This is a genomic window from Caloramator mitchellensis (assembly GCF_001440545.1).
Taxonomy (GTDB): Bacteria; Bacillota; Clostridia; order Clostridiales; family Caloramatoraceae; genus Caloramator; species Caloramator mitchellensis.
The window spans coordinates 39,472-59,239 of record NZ_LKHP01000012.1; the positions used below are offsets into that span (position 1 = coordinate 39,472).

At 32.7% G+C, this 19,768-nt stretch carries 18 protein-coding genes and 1 pseudogene; 5 read left to right on the forward strand and 14 right to left on the reverse strand.

The features are described from left to right. Position 1 precedes the first annotated feature (1 nt). The 11 genes from ABG79_RS09470 to ABG79_RS09520 all read right to left on the reverse strand — a co-directional run bounded on the left by ABG79_RS09470 (position 2) and on the right by ABG79_RS09520 (position 10,542). Positions 2-334 carry a DUF4258 domain-containing protein gene (locus tag ABG79_RS09470; protein WP_057979233.1) on the reverse strand — a complete coding sequence of 111 codons (333 nt, stop codon included), beginning with the start codon at positions 332-334 and terminating at the stop codon, positions 2-4. Positions 335-852: 518 nt separating this feature from the next. Continuing rightward, positions 853-1,365 carry a hypothetical protein gene (locus ABG79_RS09475; protein ID WP_057979234.1) on the reverse strand — a complete coding sequence of 171 codons (513 nt, stop codon included), beginning with the start codon at positions 1,363-1,365 and terminating at the stop codon, positions 853-855. Positions 1,366-1,438: 73 nt separating this feature from the next. Further along, on the reverse strand, positions 1,439-1,918 hold the full coding sequence (rlmH, locus tag ABG79_RS09480) for a 23S rRNA (pseudouridine(1915)-N(3))-methyltransferase RlmH (protein ID WP_057979235.1): 480 nt from the start codon (positions 1,916-1,918) through the stop codon (positions 1,439-1,441). An 88-nt stretch (positions 1,919-2,006) separates the two neighbouring features. Beyond that, the gene (locus ABG79_RS09485; RefSeq protein ID WP_423230098.1) at positions 2,007-2,339 is read right to left on the reverse strand and encodes a DUF2200 domain-containing protein; all 333 of its coding nucleotides are present in this window, start codon (positions 2,337-2,339) and stop codon (positions 2,007-2,009) included. Positions 2,340-2,491: 152 nt separating this feature from the next. Then, the gene (locus ABG79_RS09490; RefSeq protein ID WP_057979236.1) at positions 2,492-3,547 is read right to left on the reverse strand and encodes a S1C family serine protease; all 1,056 of its coding nucleotides are present in this window, start codon (positions 3,545-3,547) and stop codon (positions 2,492-2,494) included. 11 nt (positions 3,548-3,558) lie between these two features. After that, positions 3,559-4,347, reverse strand: a complete 789-nt coding sequence (locus ABG79_RS09495; RefSeq protein WP_057979237.1) for an MBL fold metallo-hydrolase — start codon at positions 4,345-4,347, stop codon at positions 3,559-3,561. 89 nt (positions 4,348-4,436) lie between these two features. Then, positions 4,437-5,222 carry an ABC transporter ATP-binding protein gene (locus ABG79_RS09500; protein ID WP_057979238.1) on the reverse strand — a complete coding sequence of 262 codons (786 nt, stop codon included), beginning with the start codon at positions 5,220-5,222 and terminating at the stop codon, positions 4,437-4,439. Positions 5,223-5,234: 12 nt separating this feature from the next. After that, positions 5,235-6,248, reverse strand: a complete 1,014-nt coding sequence (locus tag ABG79_RS09505; RefSeq protein ID WP_057979239.1) for a FecCD family ABC transporter permease — start codon at positions 6,246-6,248, stop codon at positions 5,235-5,237. After that, positions 6,245-7,249: a FecCD family ABC transporter permease gene (locus tag ABG79_RS09510; protein ID WP_057979240.1), complete on the reverse strand. Its 1,005-nt coding sequence runs from the start codon at positions 7,247-7,249 to the stop codon at positions 6,245-6,247. The genes ABG79_RS09505 and ABG79_RS09510 overlap by 4 nt, the downstream gene beginning before the upstream one ends. Positions 7,250-7,302: 53 nt before the next feature. After that, positions 7,303-8,235 (reverse strand): ABC transporter substrate-binding protein, encoded by a 933-nt coding sequence (locus tag ABG79_RS09515; protein ID WP_057979241.1) that lies wholly within the window; start codon positions 8,233-8,235, stop codon positions 7,303-7,305. Between the two features lie 186 nt (positions 8,236-8,421). Continuing rightward, positions 8,422-10,542 (reverse strand): cache domain-containing protein, encoded by a 2,121-nt coding sequence (locus ABG79_RS09520; RefSeq protein WP_057979242.1) that lies wholly within the window; start codon positions 10,540-10,542, stop codon positions 8,422-8,424. Between the two features lie 109 nt (positions 10,543-10,651). Between ABG79_RS09520 and ABG79_RS09525 the strand changes: the two genes are divergently transcribed. Then, on the forward strand, positions 10,652-11,824 hold the full coding sequence (locus tag ABG79_RS09525) for an NAD(P)-dependent malic enzyme (protein WP_057979243.1): 1,173 nt from the start codon (positions 10,652-10,654) through the stop codon (positions 11,822-11,824). Positions 11,825-12,096: 272 nt separating this feature from the next. On the opposite strand, the gene ABG79_RS09530 is transcribed toward ABG79_RS09525, so the two are convergent. Beyond that, the gene (locus tag ABG79_RS09530) at positions 12,097-13,362 is read right to left on the reverse strand and encodes a UDP-N-acetylglucosamine 1-carboxyvinyltransferase (protein ID WP_057979244.1); all 1,266 of its coding nucleotides are present in this window, start codon (positions 13,360-13,362) and stop codon (positions 12,097-12,099) included. Positions 13,363-13,565: 203 nt separating this feature from the next. Between ABG79_RS09530 and ABG79_RS09535 the strand changes: the two genes are divergently transcribed. Together ABG79_RS09535 and ABG79_RS09540 are read left to right on the forward strand one after the other, a co-directional pair. Continuing rightward, positions 13,566-14,441, forward strand: coding sequence for a selenium metabolism-associated LysR family transcriptional regulator (locus tag ABG79_RS09535; RefSeq protein WP_057979245.1), 876 nt, complete (start codon positions 13,566-13,568; stop codon positions 14,439-14,441). A gap of 43 nt (positions 14,442-14,484) precedes the next feature. Then, positions 14,485-15,648 (forward strand): S8 family serine peptidase, encoded by a 1,164-nt coding sequence (locus tag ABG79_RS09540; protein WP_057979246.1) that lies wholly within the window; start codon positions 14,485-14,487, stop codon positions 15,646-15,648. Between the two features lie 417 nt (positions 15,649-16,065). On the opposite strand, the pseudogene ABG79_RS12695 reads toward ABG79_RS09540, so the two are convergent. Both ABG79_RS12695 and ABG79_RS09545 read right to left on the reverse strand, forming a co-directional pair. Further along, positions 16,066-16,176: pseudogene (locus tag ABG79_RS12695) on the reverse strand (IS200/IS605 family transposase); the annotation flags it as partial. 138 nt (positions 16,177-16,314) lie between these two features. Next, the gene (locus ABG79_RS09545; protein WP_057979247.1) at positions 16,315-17,697 is read right to left on the reverse strand and encodes a M23 family metallopeptidase; all 1,383 of its coding nucleotides are present in this window, start codon (positions 17,695-17,697) and stop codon (positions 16,315-16,317) included. A gap of 164 nt (positions 17,698-17,861) precedes the next feature. Here ABG79_RS09545 and ABG79_RS09550 point away from each other — a divergent pair, with 164 nt between their 5' ends. Together ABG79_RS09550 and ABG79_RS09555 are read left to right on the forward strand one after the other, a co-directional pair. Then, positions 17,862-18,779, forward strand: coding sequence for a DnaD domain protein (locus ABG79_RS09550; RefSeq protein ID WP_057979248.1), 918 nt, complete (start codon positions 17,862-17,864; stop codon positions 18,777-18,779). Next, entirely contained in the window at positions 18,766-19,755 is a 990-nt protein-coding gene (locus ABG79_RS09555) for an ATP-binding protein (protein WP_057979249.1), read from the forward strand. Before ABG79_RS09550 ends, ABG79_RS09555 begins: the two co-directional genes overlap by 14 nt. The last annotated feature ends 13 nt before the right edge of the window (positions 19,756-19,768 follow it).

A 19,768-nucleotide genomic window follows, 5' to 3' on the forward strand; every position in this document is an offset into this window, starting at 1 on the left:
ATTAATATATCTCCCTTCTTCGCAAAACATTATTAATACATTCCCAAACCTCTTCTTTTGTCCTGCATACGGTTATAATTAAAGGAGTATCTAAGGCAGCTACAACGGTATATACCTCTGGCTTACTAGCTGTTGCTTCCTGAAATAAAACTTTTATATCATTTGTTCTTCTATCAGTTTGAAACTCTATAGTTTTCCCTCTTATGATACAATCTAAAACCTGGTCCATGTCGATTTCACGTTCTGCCATCCTTTTAACAGCATGTTCAGTAACATCAAAATTTCCCTCAATGACTTTTTTGCGAATCATCTTTTCGGCTAATTGTTCTATCATGAATTATTACCTCTTCTTATATATAATATACACCTTTAACTGGTATTTTACAATAAAATATTATAAATTACAATAAAATATTATAAATTAATATAAATCATATACATCTTTTATATAATATGCTGGTATAATAGTTTAGCTCCTTCAATGTCAATTGGTATGTAGCCCCATTCATCGCATATCAATAGGTCTACCTGCTCTATTTGTTTAATAATTTCTTCAAAAGTTCTTGCCGATAACTCAAACCCATGATTAAATTTTTGTCATGGACAAATCCGGTAGTTTTATTATCTAATTCTTCACTCTATTAAAATTCTTAATAATGAAGTAAGGATGGGCATTTCAATAATTTGCCCATCCCAACTTTTGACATAGATCAAAATTTTTATAAAAATTAAAAGTTCCCTAACCGAAGAATATTACCGTTAGGACTTTTTTTAATTACCTTTAATATATTTTTGCTCCTTCTATTTCTTTTATCCTTAATCTAAATCTCCGGTTTAATATGGATAGGGGAATTATAAAAAGTCAAAGTTTACATTGAGGCCAGTATCTATTAACTTTTTTATGACTTTTTCATAGTTATACATTCCTTTAACCATTATTCCTAGAACATATACTGGACTATTTTCAAAGTATATAACTTTTTTCTTCGTTAAGTAGGCCTCTGAAATTTCAGGGTGTTTGTTTAGAACGTTAATTATTCTATTAACATGATCTTCATCGAGATCATGAAGTATTAACTCATCTTTAAATGTTAATACTTCTCTCTCATTTTTCGCATATTCCACTATTTCGCTGTGGTTTATTATCTTATTGTAGTATTCCTGAGCTTTCTCATTATATCTTTGTCTAATATAGTAATTATAAATGTGCTTACATGCATTTATATAGTATTTTATAAATTGTTCTTCTAAATATTTTTCACTAATGTTTATTACTCTTTCAAGATATACAATCCCCTCGTTATTATTTTGGGATAGGAAAGCCTTCCCAAGACCGTAGTTTGCTTTTAAATGTTTTTCGTTCATTAAATTAAAATAAAACAATACAATTTAAATAGATCTAAAATACTAATAACTATTGATTCTAAAATATTCGAAACTACTTATGATACGGTTCGCCATTAATAATCCTATATCCCCTGTAAATCTGCTCAAGAAGAATTAATCTCATAAGTTGATGCGGGAAAGTCATCTTTGAAAAGGATAATTTAAAATTTGCTCTGTCTAAAACTTCCTTATAAAGGCCTAAAGAGCCTCCAATTACAAATGCTAAGTTTGAGTTTCCCATCACTGCCCTTTCATTTAAAAATGCAGCAAGTTCCTCTGAGGATAGCATTTTACCCTTTATATCAAGCGCGATAACAAAGGTATTATCCTTGATATTTTTTAAAATTCCCTGACCTTCCTTTTGCTTTATTATTTCCTCTTCCTTTTCTGAAATATTTTCTGGTGCCTTCTCGTCTGGAACTTCAATAACATTAATATTGCAGTATCTTGAAAGTCTTTTTTTGTATTCATCTATTCCGTCCTTTAAATATTTTTCCTTTAGCTTTCCAACACAAATCAAATCTATATTCATTTTGTAATTCCTTTCTAAAAAATATAAAACATATTGAAAAGGGCATCTCAAATATAAATTTTGAGGTTGCCCAAATAATTTCGTGATTTCAATTGTTTTTCCTTAGGATTTTATCCATAGGTTTTCCCTTTGCCAATTCATCGATTAACTTATCTAAATATCGTATTTCCTTCATAATAGGTTCTTGAATATCTTCCACTCGGACTCCACATACCACGCCTTTAATCAATTGTCGCGCAGGATTTAAACAAGGTGCTTTTGTAAAAAATGTCTCATAATCTACCTGATTTTCCAACTGAATTTGTAAATCTTCCTGAGTATATCCGGTTAACCAGCGTATTATTTCATCAACTTCAGCTTTTGTGCGTCCTTTTCTCTCTGCCTTTGCTACTAAAAGAGGATAAACTCTTGAAAAACTCATTTTATAAATATCTTGTCTAGCCACCATACCCCTCCTCTTTATATATCTCATTTTTGAGACAACTACCATCAAAAATTTAGTTTGATAACAAAAGAATCTTAAGTAATAAGTATACATGTCCAAATTGTCAAACAAATCAAGAAGTCAAGAAATCAAGTGAATGTCACTTCTACGGTGAGGTTGTCAATGGAGTCTAAAGTGACTTTAACTTCTCTTATAAGCCCTATAGGGTCTTTGACTTTTAATACAGCAATTGAACCTACCTCTTTGAGGTAAAGCTCTTCCTTAAGGTCGACTATTTTATTAACTTCAACACCGTCTATGGATAATATTACATCGCCTTCCTTAATTCCTGCGTTAAATCCAGGACCGTTTTCTATAACTTCGTAGACATATATTCCTTTGTCTATGTTGTAATTATAATATCTGGCAGTTTCTGAATCAAAAACTCTAAGCCCGAGCGTTGGCATAACAAAATTTCCCTTTTCTCTTAGGGATTTTAAAATGGGCTTTATTATGTTTATTGGGATTGCAAATCCTATTCCCTCGTAGCTTGAGGCTTTTACTGAATTAATTCCGATGACTTCACCCTTTAAATTAATCAACGGTCCACCGCTGTTTCCAGGGTTTATTGCAGCATCGGTTTGCAAAAGGTCTTCCATGTATTTTCCCTTTTCAACTTCAATTGTTATGTCCTTTCCACTTACTATACCCGCTGTTACTGAACGGTGAAACCTTAAGTTTAAAGGATTTCCTATTGCAAGAACGCTATCCCCAATGTTTACAAGGTTAGAATCTCCTAATATTACTTCATCAAGGTTTGTCTCTTCAATCTTTACAATTGCTAAATCCAAAACCCTATCCTCAAATACAATTCTTCCGGTGTATTCCCTTCCATCTGTTAATGTTACGGTTATATCTCCGTCTAAGACATGGCTGTTGGTTGCAATATAGCCGTTTTTGTCTATTATAAATCCTGAAGCCACCTGTTTCTTGCTCGTAATAGAAACTACTGATGGAACGACTTTGTTTGAGGCGTATGAAAAGTCTGTGGATTTTTCAATTATAATTCTTTGTTCTGGCTCGTTTGTTTCTTGTTTCCCCTGAATTGCAATTGGAAAAAACAAAATAATCAAAACGCCGCCGATTAATGCACCGATTAAACCCGACAAAAAATATCCGAACAGGGAAGGATATCTTTCCTCCATATTACCACCCTTTATACAGTTTGAACCCTCCCCACCCTGTCTCTATGGGCAATATCAATAATTAAATCTTTGCCATCTTTAATGCCATTCATCTCAAGAACTGAAATGACAGTTCTTAGTGCAAGCTCAGGGTAGTTGTTTGTCTTGCTAAGATGCCCTAACATAACCTTTTTGAGCCTGCTGTTTATAATATCAACTATGGCTTTTCCGCAGTCTTCATTTGAAAGATGTCCTTTATCGCTCAAAACTCTTCTTTTTAAATAGTAAGGATATGGACCCACCTTCAGCATTTCAACGTCATGATTTGATTCTAACAATATAAAGTCAGAATCTTTAATGTTGTCTTTGACCTCATCGCTTGCATATCCAATATCCGTTGCAATTGAAACCTTTTTATTTGAATGATAAAAGCTATATCCAACCGGGTCAACTGCATCATGGGGTATTTTAAAAGGTTTAATATAAATATCTCCTATTTCAAAACCATCAAACCCCTGAAATACCTTTATGTTATGTAGTTTTACTTCACCAATTACACCATAAATTGCATTCCATGTATTAGTATTTGCATAAATAGGAATATTATACCTTCTTGATAAAATGCCTGCTGCTTTAATATGGTCGTCATGTTCGTGTGTTATCAGTATTCCCTTTATTTCACTTGGGCTTACTCCAATTTCAATTAAACCACTTTCAATTTTCTTTCCTGTCAGCCCTGCATCTATCAAAAGCCTGGTCTTTTCTGTCCCAACGTAAAGACAATTTCCACTGCTACCGCTATATATCGAACAAAACTGCATAAAATCTCCTCTTTCGAATAAATTTGTATCAAATTTAATTATAATTCTTCTTAAATAAAATAACAATAAGTTAACTGATATCAGTTAACTTATTGTATCAAATCGTATGTTAAGCAGACCGGTTTTTTATATTTAGCGTCTTTAACAATTTCAGCATCTATATTGAAAATTTCTTTTAAATTATCCTTTGTCATAACAAAATCAGGATTTCCATCGCATACAATGCTTCCATCCTTTATTCCAACCATATAATCGGCAAATCTTGCTGCATTATTTAACTCGTGAATTACCATTACAATAGTTCTGCCTTGTATTTTGTTTAAATCCTCAAGAAGTTTGAGTATCTCCAATTGATGTGAAAGGTCGAGATATGTTGTTGGTTCATCTAATAAAAGAACTTCAGTCTGTTGAGCTAATGCCATAGCAATCCAAACCCTCTGCCTTTGTCCCCCTGAGAGCTCATCTAATGGTCTTTCCTTCAATTTATCCATACCTACAACTTCAAGCGCCCATTTTATAGCATCCTTATCCTCCCTGCTTAAACTTCCAAATCCCCTTTGGTATGGGAATCTGCCATAGGAAACCAGGTCCTCAACACTCAATCCCTTTGGAGCAATAGGACTTTGAGGTAAGAATGCCATAACCTTTGCTATTTCCTTTGGTTGTTTCTCTATTATATTCTCGCCCTTTAATAAAATATTACCCTTTTTAGGTTTATGAACTCTTGCAATTGTTTTTAGTATAGTGGATTTTCCACAGCCGTTTGCTCCAATAATTGCTGTTATTTGTCCTTCAGGTATTCTTAAGTTTAAGTCTTTTACTATTTCAACATCATCATAAGCGATAGTTAAATTTTCAGTTGTTATTATACTCATTTGAACCTCCTGTTATTGCTTTATCATTAGATATACAAAATATGGAACGCCTATTATCGAGATAATTATTCCAACAGGCATCTCACCTGTTATAATTAAATTTCTTGAAATTGCATCCGAAACTAAAAGAAGAAAAGTCCCTATCATTACAGATATAGGTATCATAATTTTATGCTTTGCACCTACTAAATTTCTTGCAATGTGAGGAGAAATAAGCCCTAAAAAGGCAAGCGTCCCAGAGACAGAAGTTGCAATAGCCGATAGTAAAACCGAAAGAAAAAGCAGATTTCTTCTCTCTTTTTCCAGTTTTACTCCTAATCCTATCGATATCTCATCTCCTAAATTCAAAACATCTAAAAATCTGGATTTATAATAAGCTATAAAGGATGCAACTAAAATGCCAGGAAAAGCAGCGATAACATATCTCCAATCTGTTCCCCAGAGGCTGCCGAGCGTCCAAATCATTACACGGTTGAATTCCTGAGTTGTAAACCTAAGTTGAAAAATAACCAAAAGGGCACTGAATACAGAATTTATGCCTATTCCCATCAATATCAGTCTGTTTGAGTTTGTTCCCCTTTTCCACGCAAAGATGTATATCAAAAGTGCACCTATAAATGCTCCGATGAAAGCAATTATAGGAAGGGTGAAAATAGTAAGGCTGCTTACGCCATCATAAACGTTCCCATTCATTAAATATATATATACAACAACCGCAAGGGCTGCTCCAGAGCTTATTCCAAGCATCCCTGGGTCTGCCAAATCATTTTTAGTAACCCCTTGAAGAACGGCACCTGAAATAGAAAGCGCTGCTGCTACTAATATTGCAATAATTATTCTTGGAAGTCTGATATCAAAAATTATTATATTATGCTTTTTAGTCCCTTGTCCTAACAATGTTTTTATAATGTCAACTGCACCTATTTTAAATGAGCCAACGTTTAAACTTATTACAATTGCAATAAATATAAGAGCTATTAAAATAGATGCTACCGCAATAAAATTTCTATTGTTTAACCTTTTCAAAATGCTCTTTGCCCCCTTCTTACAATGTAAATGAAAATAGGAGCACCAATAAGTGCTGTCAGGGAACCTATAGGTGTTTCATAAGGTCTGTTAATCATTCTTGCAACAATATCGCTAAAAACAAGCAGATTTGCTCCTAAAACTATAGAAGCTGGAATAATATTTCTATAATCAGAACCAACTATCCCCCTTGCAATTTGAGGAACTATTAATCCAACAAACATAATATTTCCTGCAACTGAAACCGAACCTCCGCTGAGAATTATAACAATAACAATTCCAATAAATCTTATCAAATTTATTTTAACTCCAAGGCTTGTTGCAACCTCTTCTCCCAGGCTTAAAATTGTTATTTGTGGAGAAATGATAATTGATACAATTATTCCAAAAATTCCAATAAGGGATAACAGTTTCACAGAAGTCCAGGTTGCAGATGTTAGCCCTCCCGAAATCCAGAAGCTAATCTGTTGGGATAGGTTAAAATACATTGCAATTGCAGTAGAAAGCGACATCAAAAGCGTCCCAATAGCAACACCTGCTAATGCCATTCTTATAGGGTCAACTTTTTTTATTGATTTAGAACTCAAAAAATAGACTAAAAATCCACTTATGCTTGCCCCTAAGAATGAAACAAACATTAAATTAAAACTTCCTATGCTTTTTTGAAACGCAAGAGCAATCGCAATTGAAAAGGTTGCCCCCTGTGTAACCCCGATTATAGAAGGCTCAGCAAGGGGATTTCTTGTTAATCCCTGCAAAATTGCCCCGGATACAGAAAGAAAAGCTCCAACAAGTGCTGCTGAAATTGCCCTTGGGATTCTAATGTCCCTGATTATCTGCGCATCTATTTCATTCTTTGAAATAAATATGCTTGAAATAATTTGAGAAAAGCTAATCTGTTTAGCTCCTAATGAAATCGAAAGCATAATTCCAATAATTAGTAATACAAGTGAAGCTAAAATTAATATATTAGTAGCTTTATTTTTTGATAGTCTATTCATCGCTTAATTACCTCTCCTACAATAAAATATAGGATGACAAAAGCCACCCTATATTATTTAATCAATTCTTCCTTTAATAAATCCAGCAATAATTCCTTTCCAATAGGTTCATAACCCTGTCCAAAATATGGAGTGCTATCTAGGAATGTAACATTGCCTTCTTTGACAGCTCTTATGTTTTTAAACACTGAACTTGATTCAAGGCTTGCTTTGTCAGCCTCTGTTGCTATAACGATTAGATTATCAGAGTCAATTTGTGACAAGCCTTCTAATGTAACAACCGGAAGGCTTATTCCTTCTTGCTTTGGTAGGTTTGCAGGCTTATTAAGCTTCATATCGTTGTATATCATCGCACCAATTCCAGCGTCGCTGAAAACATAGAACTGTCCTGCACTTGCCAAAACTGTTAAATATGATTGTTCGCCCTTTTTTGATTTTATTTCATTTGCTATATCCTGTGCCTTTTTATCGTATTCCTCAAGCCATTTGTTTGCAACGTCTTCTTTTCCGAGTAATTTTGCAACATCGGTCATTTTGCCTCTCCAGTCGTTGTCATATTCCTTTAGCATAACAACCGGTGCAATATCCTTCAACTGATTATATATCTTTTCTTGTCTTTGGCTCATTATTATTAGGTCTGGTTCAGTTTGAATTATACCCTCAACATCCATGGTGTCGGACATGTAAAAACCTACGATTTTTGAACTGCCTAACTTATCCTTCAAGTATGTAGCAAGCTCGGTCGGTTTGTATGGGTCAGTATTTGCTGTAGCTACAGGAGTGAATCCAAGTATCAAAAGTATTTCGCTTGAGCCGGATATATCAACTATACGCTTTGGATTGGATGGTATTTCAACATCACCTTTAACTGTATTAACAACTCTTTTTTGATTTTCTGCGTTTGTCTCTTGAGTCTGTTTTGCACAACCTGCAAAAATGCTCATAATTAGTATTGCTGATAATATTACTGCAAATATTTTTTTCATTTTAGTCCTCCTTTGTAATGATATTCATTATCATTTGTTAACAATATTCATTTTAACATAATTTTATAGTTTGTCAATACTTTGATTAAAAATATAATCTCCATAAATGATTCTTAAACATAAGAAACCATTTATGGAGATTAACAGAAAATGTTTTAAAATATTCTTATTAAATAATTCAAGAAATCAAGCAACACTAATAACTTTAGTAAATATATCTGCTATTTGTGGGTCAAATTGAGTCCCTGAGCATCTTTTTATTTCTTCAATTGCTTGTTGCGGAGTCTTTTGCTTATTATACGGCCTTAGGCTTGTCATTGCATCATAGGCATCAGCAATTGCAAGTATTCTGCATTCAAGAGGTATTTCATCAGCTTTTAATCCAAACGGATAGCCATTTCCATCCCATCTTTCGTGATGCTTTAAAATATAATCTGCAATACCAGCAAGTTCTGGAGAGGATATTGCTATTCTATATCCCCTTTCCGGGTGAGTTTTAAGTATTTCCCACTCTTCTTTTGTAAGGGGCTCTTTTTTGTTTAGTATTTCATCTGGAATCGCAACCTTTCCTAAGTCATGCATCTGTGATAAAAGTATTAGGTTGTTTTTCTGTATTTCATTTAAGTTCATCTTTTCTGCAATTGCAATACATATGTTTTTTACCCTATCAGTATGTCCTCTAGTTACGTAATCCTTTTCACCAAGTGCAGCAAGCAATACATTTAAAATTTGATTTTTTGAACTTGCTTTTTCAATTAATTTTTTCTTATACATATTATCGTCGGCTTCCTTCATTATGTCTTGTATCCTTTGATTTACATTTGCTTTTTCTGCAAGACCAAGTGCAACGCTTAGCATTAATATTTTTTCCTTAACATTATTATTGTATTTTTCTATATTTTTATTTAATGTTTCAACTAACCTTTCTGCTTCTTTTTTAGGCGTATTAGGCATAACAAGGACGAATTCGTCACCACCTATTCTAAACGCTAAATCCTCTTTTCGTTTAGATATCATTAATATTTTAGTAAATGATTTTAGCAATTTATCACCGTAGAAATGACCCATAGTATCGTTAACAAGTTTTAATCCGTTAACATCTGCCATGAGAATACTAACTGAATCTTTAATATCAAGTCCATTAATTATTTTGTCGTAAAAATATCTGCTATTGTATAGACCAGTTAAAGCATCGTGAAAACTCATATATTCTAATTTTTTTTCATATTTTTTCTGCTTTGTTATATCTGTATATATTGCATACCCTCCAACTATTTTGCCATCTATCTTAATAGTCAGTCCTCTAGCTATTACATCTATAGGTTTATTATATTTATTGTATCTTTGTCCTTCGATAACTAAATAACCTTTTCTGAAGATTTCCTCTGCAGATAATATCTCCTCATTATTTTTTGCAATTAAATAATCTAAATTCTTGTTTATACATTCATCCTTTTTATACTTAAACAAATCCTCAAAGATTTTATTAACATTTACTATTAATCCATTTTCATCAAATTCGGCAATTGCATCAGGTGAATTTTCAAATAACGCATTCAAATATATATTTTTTAATTCTGTCTCTTTCTTTTCTTCTACTAATTCCGCTTCGACCACTTTTCTCCTCTCGATTTCTTCACTTAGCATTTTATTATCCACTCTTAGTCTATAAATGTAAATCATAAATAGTGAAAATGAAAAAATTAATATCAATACGAGTGATATTTTCATTTTATTTAATAATTGAAACATCATTTTAAATGTAGTTTGAATATACATTCCTGTGCCTATATAGGCCTCAATCTCCGGTATTCCTCTAACATATGATAGTTTCTGTTCGTAATTTTGCGAATTGGGTGGATATAAATAATACGAAACGAATGAACCCTCTGGATGTTCTTTAGCAGCTTTGACAAGTTCTCTTATAACATACTTCCCTTTAATATCCTGATAATTCCACTGATTTGTGCCCTCCTTAGAAGGTTCAAATGGTTGCACAAGATATGTTCCATTATAATCGCTCATAAAAATATAGTTATTTGAATATTCATCTCTATATGTCATTCTTCTAACGATAGTTGTTATTTCTTTTATTGCATCTTCTTTTGATATTTTACCTTGCCTTTTTTGTTCTATTATAGGTAAAATAGTGTTGTAGGCCATATCGACCTTTTGTTTTAATTCTATCTGTCTTTGTTTTTCCACCTGTCTGTAGAAATTATCCGAAATCAACTTTGTATAATATACCTGTAAAAATATAGATATAATTATTAAAAATGACATGTATTTTAATTTATCTAATTTCATAAAATCACCCTTTATTTGTTTCTTTAAAATATTATATGTTAAAATTCGTTGCCTATCAACAAAAAATGACAAGAATTGTATTTATACAATATTATGGGAGAGTGATAAAATGTCAATTTATGAAGAAGCGTTAAAATTTCACGAAAGAGTAAAGGGGAAAATCGAAGTAATTTCAAGGGTAGAAGTAGATAATTCATATGATTTATCCCTTGCATACACACCTGGGGTAGCACAGCCTTGTATAGAAATTCAAAAAAATCCCAATCTTGCATACACATATACCCGAAAATGGAACACCATAGCCGTGATATCTGACGGGACTGCAGTATTAGGACTTGGAGATATTGGACCTTTGGCAAGCTTGCCTGTAATGGAGGGAAAATGCGTTCTGTTTAAGAAGTTTGCAGATGTTGACGCCTTTCCAATAGTTATAGATTCTAAGAACATAGATGAAATTGTTGATACTATTTCAAAAATCTCTCTTGGATTTGGCGGTATTAACCTTGAGGATATTTCGGCTCCAAGATGCTTTGAAATAGAAAAGAGGCTCAAGGAGAAGCTTGATATCCCTGTTTTTCATGATGACCAGCATGGAACTGCAATAGTTGTATTAGCAGGCCTTATAAATGCACTTAAGATAGTTAAAAAAGATTTAGAAGGTTTAAAAATAGTTATAAACGGCGCTGGTGCAGCTGGCACTTCTATTGCTAAACTTCTATTATCCTATGGAGCTAAAAATGTAATAATGTGCGATAAACACGGTGCCCTTTCAACTGACCAAAATCTTGATGAGGCAAAAATGGAGCTTGCAAAGATTACAAATCCAAATAACGAAAAGGGTAAGCTTATAGATGTCATAAAAAATGCAGATGTTTTTATAGGGGTTTCTGCTCCTAATGTATTAACATCTGAAATGGTAAAAAACATGAGTAATGATTCGATTGTATTTGCTATGGCAAACCCAACGCCTGAAATTTTTCCTGAAGATGCAAAAAAAGGCGGCGCAAGAATAGTTGGAACCGGGCGTTCCGATTATCCTAACCAAATAAACAATGTATTAGCATTTCCAGGAATATTTAGAGGTGCACTTGACGCAAGAGCAAGTGAAATTAACGAAGATATGAAAATAGCTGCAGCCATGGCGATTGCAAATTCAATTAAAGAAGATGAACTAACTGAAGAAAACATAATCCCTAAACCATTTGATTTGAAGGTTCAAAGAGAGGTTTCAAGAGCAGTCTTTGAAGCTGCTATAAAGAGTAAAGTTGCAAGAATAAAATAATTTAAAAAGATTTATCAAGAATATTTTAAAATAAAAATACCCCATAAACAAATTATGTGCATTCACAATAACGCCTATATGCTTTTCATTCTTGTTTTTTGACTTACTACAATAATTAGTTTATAAAATTACGGATGGTTGAAAAGTCAAAAACAAAATAATTTAAGGCTTATTGTGAATGCCAATTGTAAAATGTTCATGGGGTTCATAAAATTTACAACATGTCCTAATTGTCAAACAAATCAAGAAGTCAAGAAATCAAGTGAATGTCACTATCTATTGCTTATTCTTATGATGCTTGCGCCTAATTTTCTAAGCTTTTCTTCGATTTTTTCGTATCCTCTATCTATGTGTCTTACATGGGTTACTGTTGTTCTTCCCTCTGCAGCAAGGCCGGCGATAACTAATGCTGCGCCAGCTCTTAAATCTGTTGCCATAACTTCTGCACCCGATAGTCTATCTATTCCGTCTATTACTGCTATTTTTCCTTCGACCTTTATATTTGCACCCATCCTCTTAAGCTCATCAACGTGTTTAAATCTTCCTTCCCAGATGCTCTCTGTAACAATACTTCTTCCTTCTGAAACGGATAAAAGCGTTGTAAATGGTTGTTGAATATCCGTTGGAAAGCCTGGATATGGAAGAGTTTTTATATTGACAGCCTTTGGTCTTTTATCACAAAATACTCTTATTGAGTCCTCATATTCCTCGATATTTACTCCCATTTCGATTAGCTTTGCACTCATTGATTCAAGGTGATATGGTATTACATTTTTAATCAGCACATCCCCTCTTGTTATTGCAGCAGCTACCATATACGTTCCTGCCTCTATCTGGTCTGGTATAACTGAATAATCGGAGCCTCTGAGATGTTTAACGCCATGAATCTTTATAATGTCAGTTCCAGCACCCTTTATATTAGCTCCCATTGAATTCAAAAAGTTTGCAACATCAACCACATGGGGCTCTTTTGCTGCATTTTCAATTACAGTTAGTCCTTCCGCCTTTGTAGCTGCAAGCATTATATTAATAGTTGCACCAACAGATACAACGTCAAGATATATATTAGCTCCCTTTAATCCATTAGGAGCAGTTACCTTTATAAATCCGTGCTCAACATTAACCTTGGCACCTAATGCTTCAAACCCCTTTATATGCTGGTCAATTGGTCTTACACCTATTGAACAACCGCCTGGAAATTCAACTTCAGCTTTATTATACTTTCCAAGAAGGGCACCTAAAAGGTAATATGAAGCCCTCATAGTCCTTACGCTCTCTCCATGTGCAACATGAGTCCTTAAAGTATTAGGGTCTATTCTAACATGTCCATCTCTTTCAGAAGTTAAAGATGCCCCCATATCAATCAATATGTTTTCAAGGCATTTTATATCCTGTATAAAAGGAATATTATCTATATTACAAACTCCATCATCAGCAAGCAGTGCTGCTGGTAATATTGCTACAGCTGCGTTTTTTGCACCGCTTATATTAACTTCTCCTATTAGCTTTTTTCCACCTTCAATCAACAACTTATCCATGCTACAACCATCCTTTTCTATATCTATGTAAAAGAAAATATCCAAATCCATAACTTTTATTATATCATTATTAAAGTATTTTTGTAACTACTTTTTATTTTCATTTTATGTAAAAGCTTACCTTAAATCTTTTATTTAAATAATTAATCTTTTGTATTGAAATTATTAATAAAATGAATTACTATTAAATTGGGGGTGGATTGATGGATTTTAAACAAATTGAAGCATTTGTTAATGTAGCAAAATACAAAAGCTTTTCTAAGGCAGCAGATGCGATATTCTTATCCCAGCCAACCATAAGTGCACACATTTCAAATCTTGAAAAGGAGCTAAATACGGTATTGTTTGACAGAAGTAGCAAGGAAGTAACTTTAACTCCTTCTGGCAAGATATTTTTAGACTATGCGGTAAACCTTCTAAACATAAGAAATAACGCTGTTTTTTCTATATCCGAATTTGAGAAAAAAATAACAGGCAAATTAACTATTGCATCATCTACAACTCCCTGTCGATTTTTGGTTCCTTCTTTAATAAAGAAATTCCATGAAAATTATTCATCAGTAGAATTCGATGTAAAGGAAGAGAGCACAAAAAACGTAATCGACTACATTATAAAGGGAGAGGCTGAGATAGGAATAGTTGGAGAAGTATTGGCAGACGATAGGCTTACATATAAAAAAATTGCAGATGATAATCTTATTATTATCGGAAGCCCGGAAGTTAAAAATATCACGTCTCTTGAAGAACTTTTAAAACAAAGATTTATATTAAGAGAAAAGGGTTCTGCTACAAGAAATATTTTTGAAAAATATATGGATAATTTAGGTTGTCTAGAAAAAATAAAGGTTTTCGCAGAAGTGTCCAGCCTTGAGGCAGTATTGCAGTTTGTTAAAAATGGAATTGGAATTTCAATTGTATCCGAATATGCCTGCGAAGATTATACTAAAACTGGACTTGTAAAAAAGATAGAGGTTGATGGTTTTAAGATAAATAGAGACATTTATTTGATATTCCACAACAAAAGAACATTGTCCCCGGCAGCACGAGCTTTTTATGAATTTTCGAGTAACAATATCTAATTCGCTGCATATAATATAGTGCATAAATTTTTTGAGGGATATTATGTTCTTTATTAATAGAAAGATAGATGCCCACCTTAAGCAGTTCATGAAATTAAACATTAAAAATAAAATACCCGTTATTATTCTTATCAAATCAAACACAAACAAAATAAAGAGCAAAGTTTTAAGTTCCAATGGAAAAATAAAATGGGAATATGAAAACATCAGCGCAATTTCTTGCGAACTTTCACCAATGTCAATAGATGCTTTAACTGAATATCCTGAGGTTTCCTTTATATGCTATGACTATAAGGGAAACCTCTGCCTTACAAACGCACATAAAATAATGGGGACTAACATTATTAATGTATATGGTTTAACAGGAAAAAATATAGGAATTGGACTTATCGATACAGGGGTTTATCCTCACCCCGACCTTATAAACAAAAGAAACACAATAGCATACTTTAAAGACCTTATAAACGGCTTTGATAAACCATACGATGATAATGGTCACGGAACTTTTTTATCTGGCTGTATAGCTGCAAATAAATATACAACTAACATTGAAGGCATCGCACCCGATTCAAGCATTTATATGATCAAGGCTTTTGATACTACAGGAAAAGGCTTCTTATCAGATGTCGTTAAGGGCATCGATATTTTAATCAGTATGTCTTCAAATACTAACCTTAGAATAATTACACTTCCATTTGAATTTGATATAAGCCCTATAATCAATCCTCTTGAGCTGATTATTAAAACTGCTATATCAAAAAATATAATAGTTGTTGCAGCAGCAGGAAACAACGGACCACAGAGCTTTTCAATCAATTGCCCGGGAAATATAGAAGAGGTTATAACAGTGGGCGGTGCCGAATGCAGCGGTAATATCAAAAGCTGCAAAGTTGCATCATACTCTGGGAGAGGACCAACCACAAATAAGATAACAAAGCCTGATGTTGTTATGCTATCGAGCAATATTACGAGTTTATCTTCAGATACAACATATCTTCCAGGTAAAAGCAGTCACATAGCCTCATTTTACACTATAAAATCAGGAACTTCAATCGCAGCTGCTTTTGTTGCCGCATATTGTGCTATTATGCTTGAAAAAACCCCTACCCTCACTCCTAAAGACATGAAGTCAGTCGTCTGCCTCTCTACCATAAGCCTTGGCGAAAACAAATACTCTCAGGGCAAAGGTTTGGTGACATTCACTTGATTTCTTGACTTCTTGAATTGTTTAACAATTAGGACAGACTGTCAATTCTTGTTAAGATGCTATTCTTTAACTTAGTAGATAGGCAAATCCATTATAAAAATATCTTAAATGGAGGTTTAAACGAAATACGAAGTTTTATTAATAATTAAATTTCCATGAAAAATAAATAAATTACTAAATGAATCCTGACCACCTTTGATTTTTTAGCAGATATTTGAAATCATACTAAGCATTTTGAGCTTATTAATCTTTCTAAATTGGGTTTATCATTTTAATGTAATGCATGTCGAAAATCATAACAACCCGTAAAACGGGTGGTTTGCATTAGCCCTATAAGGGCATATTACTGGTTGTGTCTAAAGACACCCTGAAATATCTTCCAACAGCATAGTTTTTTCAGGCTACCCCTAAAGGGGTTTATTTTTTGTCTTTTTCCACAGGCTCACCCGTAAACAGGTCTATGAATTCTTTCAAACTTATTTGGTCATATGTTAAATCTTCTTGTAATTGATTTTTTATAATCTTCTCATTGCTATAAGTTCTTCAGAACCGCGGGCATAGCCCATGGTATTCATAATACAATTAAGGATGGGCATTTGATCAAATACCCATCCTTACTATTAACGTAAAACCAAAAATATAAAATTGATATTAAAGGTGTTTTTATCATCTTATATATTTAAGTGGATCTACTGGTGTTCCATATTTCCTAACTTCAAAATGAAGATGTGGACCTGTTGAACGGCCTGTGCTACCAACAGCAGCTATTTTTTCACCCTTGTTTACATATTCTCCAATGCTTACATATAATTTGCTTGCATGTCCATATAGAGTTGTAAATCCGTTAGAATGGCTAATTATAATGCACTTGCCGTAGCCGCTTTTCCATCCAGCATAAATAACCTTTCCAGATGCTGCTGCATAAATTGGGGTTCCAGTTGGAGATGCAAGGTCTATTCCTTCATGTCTTCTTCCCCATCTGAATTTAAATCCCGAAGTAAGCCTTCCTCTAGAAGGTCTGATAAAGCCCCCCGAAAAAGCAACATATCCGCTATGAGCCTTACCACCAACTATTAAAACTTCATCCTTTGGCTCTTTCAATACCTCAGTATTTAATACATCTTCCTGAACAACGCTGTCGTTAACAATAAAGACCTTCTTTTCGATATATGCAAGACCAGTTTGTCCCTTTTCCTTAATCTTTTCAATTCCCTTTTTGATATTTTTATCTACTATTTTCTTTGTATCATAAGGAATTTCTTCTTTGCCGTTAATTTGTGCAACAATCTCAACATTTACATATGGCTTTTTTCTAATAAATTTAATCTTTTGCCCAATTTGTATTTTATCTATATTCAAATCCGGATTAGCAAGTTTAATATCTTCAATCGAGATATCGTTATTAAGAGAAATATCCCAAATTGTATCTCCTTTTTTTACTTCATATTCTTGAGTTAACATTTGTCCATCAGCAATTTTTTGAATTACATCGTCTATATCCTGCGTGTTTTTATAATAATCCCAAACAAAGTCTGGCTCAATTTTCTCTCTTATAGTAGCTGAAATTATTTTAATCTCACCATCAACTTTTGGATAATAGTATTTTTTTAGATCTTCTAATAATTTTTCATATTCCTTTTGTGATTTTACTCTTGCAACTTCTTGTCCATCGATTTTAACTGCAACAACTTTTGCTTTAAGCCCTAATTCTTTTCTAACGCTAAGTTCTAATTCGTCTTTACTTAAAAAATCTGTCTTTAAAAAATTAATTTTCTCAAAGGATATTTTTTCTAAACTATTTTTACCATCTGTTAATTCTATTGAACTTAATACGTCATTATAAACATCTACTCCCTTAACTGCACCAATCTTTTGCCCATTAACTTTTACTATGTAGGCAGATTCCTTATCTATGTTTATGTCAATGCTAAATGTCGCTACTAATAAACCAGCAATTAGTCCTATTACCCAAAATTTGTCGATTTTACTCAAAATCTCGCTAAAATTTGCCTTTATTGGAGAAATTCTTAATTTATCACCATCTTGCACCTTTTTTCCCCCTTTCTCAGACACTCACATTTATTAGTATACACCAATTAAAAAGTAAATGCAACATAGTATATTTTATGCAAAAAAGAGTAATATATTTCTATTTGTTTAATGTTTTATAACTTGTTATAATATATTCAAGTCCAAAAAAAGAGGTGCTAATTATGCCAAACATTAAACTGAACTCTCCAATGCTCGATTATATTCCATTGCCTTATGAATTTTTAGAAAAGAATTTAAAGGAAATAGACGGTAACTTTCTTAAGGTTTATATTCTTCTATTAAAATTTGCCTTCGATGGCATTGATACATCTACATCCAATATTTCTAATTTTCTCGGTATCATTGAAACAGATGTAATAAGAGCAATAGAATACCTTCAAGAAAATCAAGTTTTAGCAATAAATAAAGATGGGTCTATCTCATTTTCATATAGCAGAAGAAACAACCTTGAATTGACTAAACAATCTGTATTAAAAGATATTGAAAGATTATTATCAAGACCTCTATCTACAAAAGAAATAACTACATTTTTGAGCTTTATAGATGAATTTAAATTTACCCCAGAAGTTGTTAACCTTCTTGTTGAATATTGTGTATCAAAACAAAAAACAGATATTAGATACATAGAAAGAGTAGCAATTTCGTGGCATGATAATGATGTAAAGACTATTGATGATGCACAAAAGTTTCTAAAATCATTTGAGGAAAAATGGGCAAAATATAGGGATATTTTAAACTTTATGGGTATAAAGGATATGGAAATATCAAAACCACAGGAGGAGCTTTTGGAAAAGTGGATTTATAAGTATCAATTATCCGATGATGTAATAAAAGAGGCATGCAGAATATGCGTAAAAAGAATTAATGAAATCAATTTTAGCTATATAGATGCTGTATTAAACGATTGGCACAAAAACAAAATCGATTCAATTGACAAGGTAAAAAAATACGATAGAAAGCAAAAAACAACCCCAAAACAAACTCAAAATTATTTCAACAGCTATGGTGGACAGAGAAAGTATGATATAAAAGAACTTGAAAGGGACCTTTTAGGAAGGGGTGACGATGTTGAGAAGTAAAATAGTCCTTGAAATATTAGAAGAATACGAAAAGCTACAAAATCAGGCAAAGGAAATGCAAAAGGAAAGACAAAGAGAAGTATATAATAAAATTCCAAGGCTTAGAGAAATCGATGAAAAAATTAAAAAGCTTGGAGTCGAAATGGCAATGGCAGTTGTTAACGGTTCAAACTATCAAGAAGTAATAAATCAAACAAGAGAAAAAATAACTAGCTTAAGAATAGAAAAGGGAGAATTATTATCTCTTCATAAAGTCCCTCTTGATTTTCTTGAAATAAAATATATATGTTCAAAATGTAATGACACAGGCTTTATTGGTAACCAAAAATGTTCATGCTTTAAACAAAAATTAATAGATAAACTATATCAGCAATCAAATCTAAAGGAAATAATTAAAAGAGAAAATTTCGATACCTTTAATATATCCTATTATTCAAGTGAAATTTACCCCGATGAAAAAATTTCACCAAGAAAGAATATGGAAAGAATATTTACATCGTGCTTAAATTTTGTAAATAATTTCGATTTAACAGAAGATAATCTATTCTTTTATGGAAGTTCTGGACTTGGTAAAACATTTTTGTCTCACTGTATAGCAAAGGACCTGCTTGATAGAGGAAAAGTTGTAATTTATCAGACAGCGCCAAATTTAATGGATATCATAAAGAGCGCAAAATACGATGAGAATTCAAACAAAGAAGTTCTTGACGATATATTAGACTGTGACCTTTTAATAATTGACGACCTTGGGACAGAACCAAACCACACTGGTTATTCGCAACTTGAATTGTTTAACATCATAAACACAAGGCTACTGAAAAATAAAAAAATGGTTATATCTACAAACCTTCCACTAGAGGACTTTGATTCAATTTATGCCGAAAGAATTAAATCAAGAATTTTGGGTTCATTTATTCTCCACAAGTTTATTGGAGAAGATATAAGGCTTATAAAAAGAAGAGCAGGGGATAAGTAAAATTTACTTACCG

Bases quoted from the DNA above. Each gene is read 5' to 3' on its own strand.
- ABG79_RS09470 (WP_057979233.1), bottom strand. From the start codon at position 334: ATGATAGAACAATTAGCCGAAAAGATGATTCGCAAAAAAGTCATTGAG.
- ABG79_RS09475 (WP_057979234.1), bottom strand. From the start codon at position 1,365: ATGAACGAAAAACATTTAAAAGCAAACTACGGTCTTGGGAAGGCTTTC.
- rlmH (WP_057979235.1), bottom strand. From the start codon at position 1,918: ATGAATATAGATTTGATTTGTGTTGGAAAGCTAAAGGAAAAATATTTA.
- ABG79_RS09485 (WP_423230098.1), bottom strand. From the start codon at position 2,339: ATGAGTTTTTCAAGAGTTTATCCTCTTTTAGTAGCAAAGGCAGAGAGA.
- ABG79_RS09490 (WP_057979236.1), bottom strand. From the start codon at position 3,547: ATGGAGGAAAGATATCCTTCCCTGTTCGGATATTTTTTGTCGGGTTTA.
- ABG79_RS09495 (WP_057979237.1), bottom strand. From the start codon at position 4,347: ATGCAGTTTTGTTCGATATATAGCGGTAGCAGTGGAAATTGTCTTTAC.
- ABG79_RS09500 (WP_057979238.1), bottom strand. From the start codon at position 5,222: ATGAGTATAATAACAACTGAAAATTTAACTATCGCTTATGATGATGTT.
- ABG79_RS09510 (WP_057979240.1), bottom strand. From the start codon at position 7,249: ATGAATAGACTATCAAAAAATAAAGCTACTAATATATTAATTTTAGCT.
- ABG79_RS09515 (WP_057979241.1), bottom strand. From the start codon at position 8,235: ATGAAAAAAATATTTGCAGTAATATTATCAGCAATACTAATTATGAGC.
- ABG79_RS09520 (WP_057979242.1), bottom strand. From the start codon at position 10,542: ATGAAATTAGATAAATTAAAATACATGTCATTTTTAATAATTATATCT.
- ABG79_RS09525 (WP_057979243.1), top strand. From the start codon at position 10,652: ATGTCAATTTATGAAGAAGCGTTAAAATTTCACGAAAGAGTAAAGGGG.
- ABG79_RS09530 (WP_057979244.1), bottom strand. From the start codon at position 13,362: ATGGATAAGTTGTTGATTGAAGGTGGAAAAAAGCTAATAGGAGAAGTT.
- ABG79_RS09535 (WP_057979245.1), top strand. From the start codon at position 13,566: ATGGATTTTAAACAAATTGAAGCATTTGTTAATGTAGCAAAATACAAA.
- ABG79_RS09540 (WP_057979246.1), top strand. From the start codon at position 14,485: ATGTTCTTTATTAATAGAAAGATAGATGCCCACCTTAAGCAGTTCATG.
- ABG79_RS09550 (WP_057979248.1), top strand. From the start codon at position 17,862: ATGCCAAACATTAAACTGAACTCTCCAATGCTCGATTATATTCCATTG.
- ABG79_RS09555 (WP_057979249.1), top strand. From the start codon at position 18,766: ATGTTGAGAAGTAAAATAGTCCTTGAAATATTAGAAGAATACGAAAAG.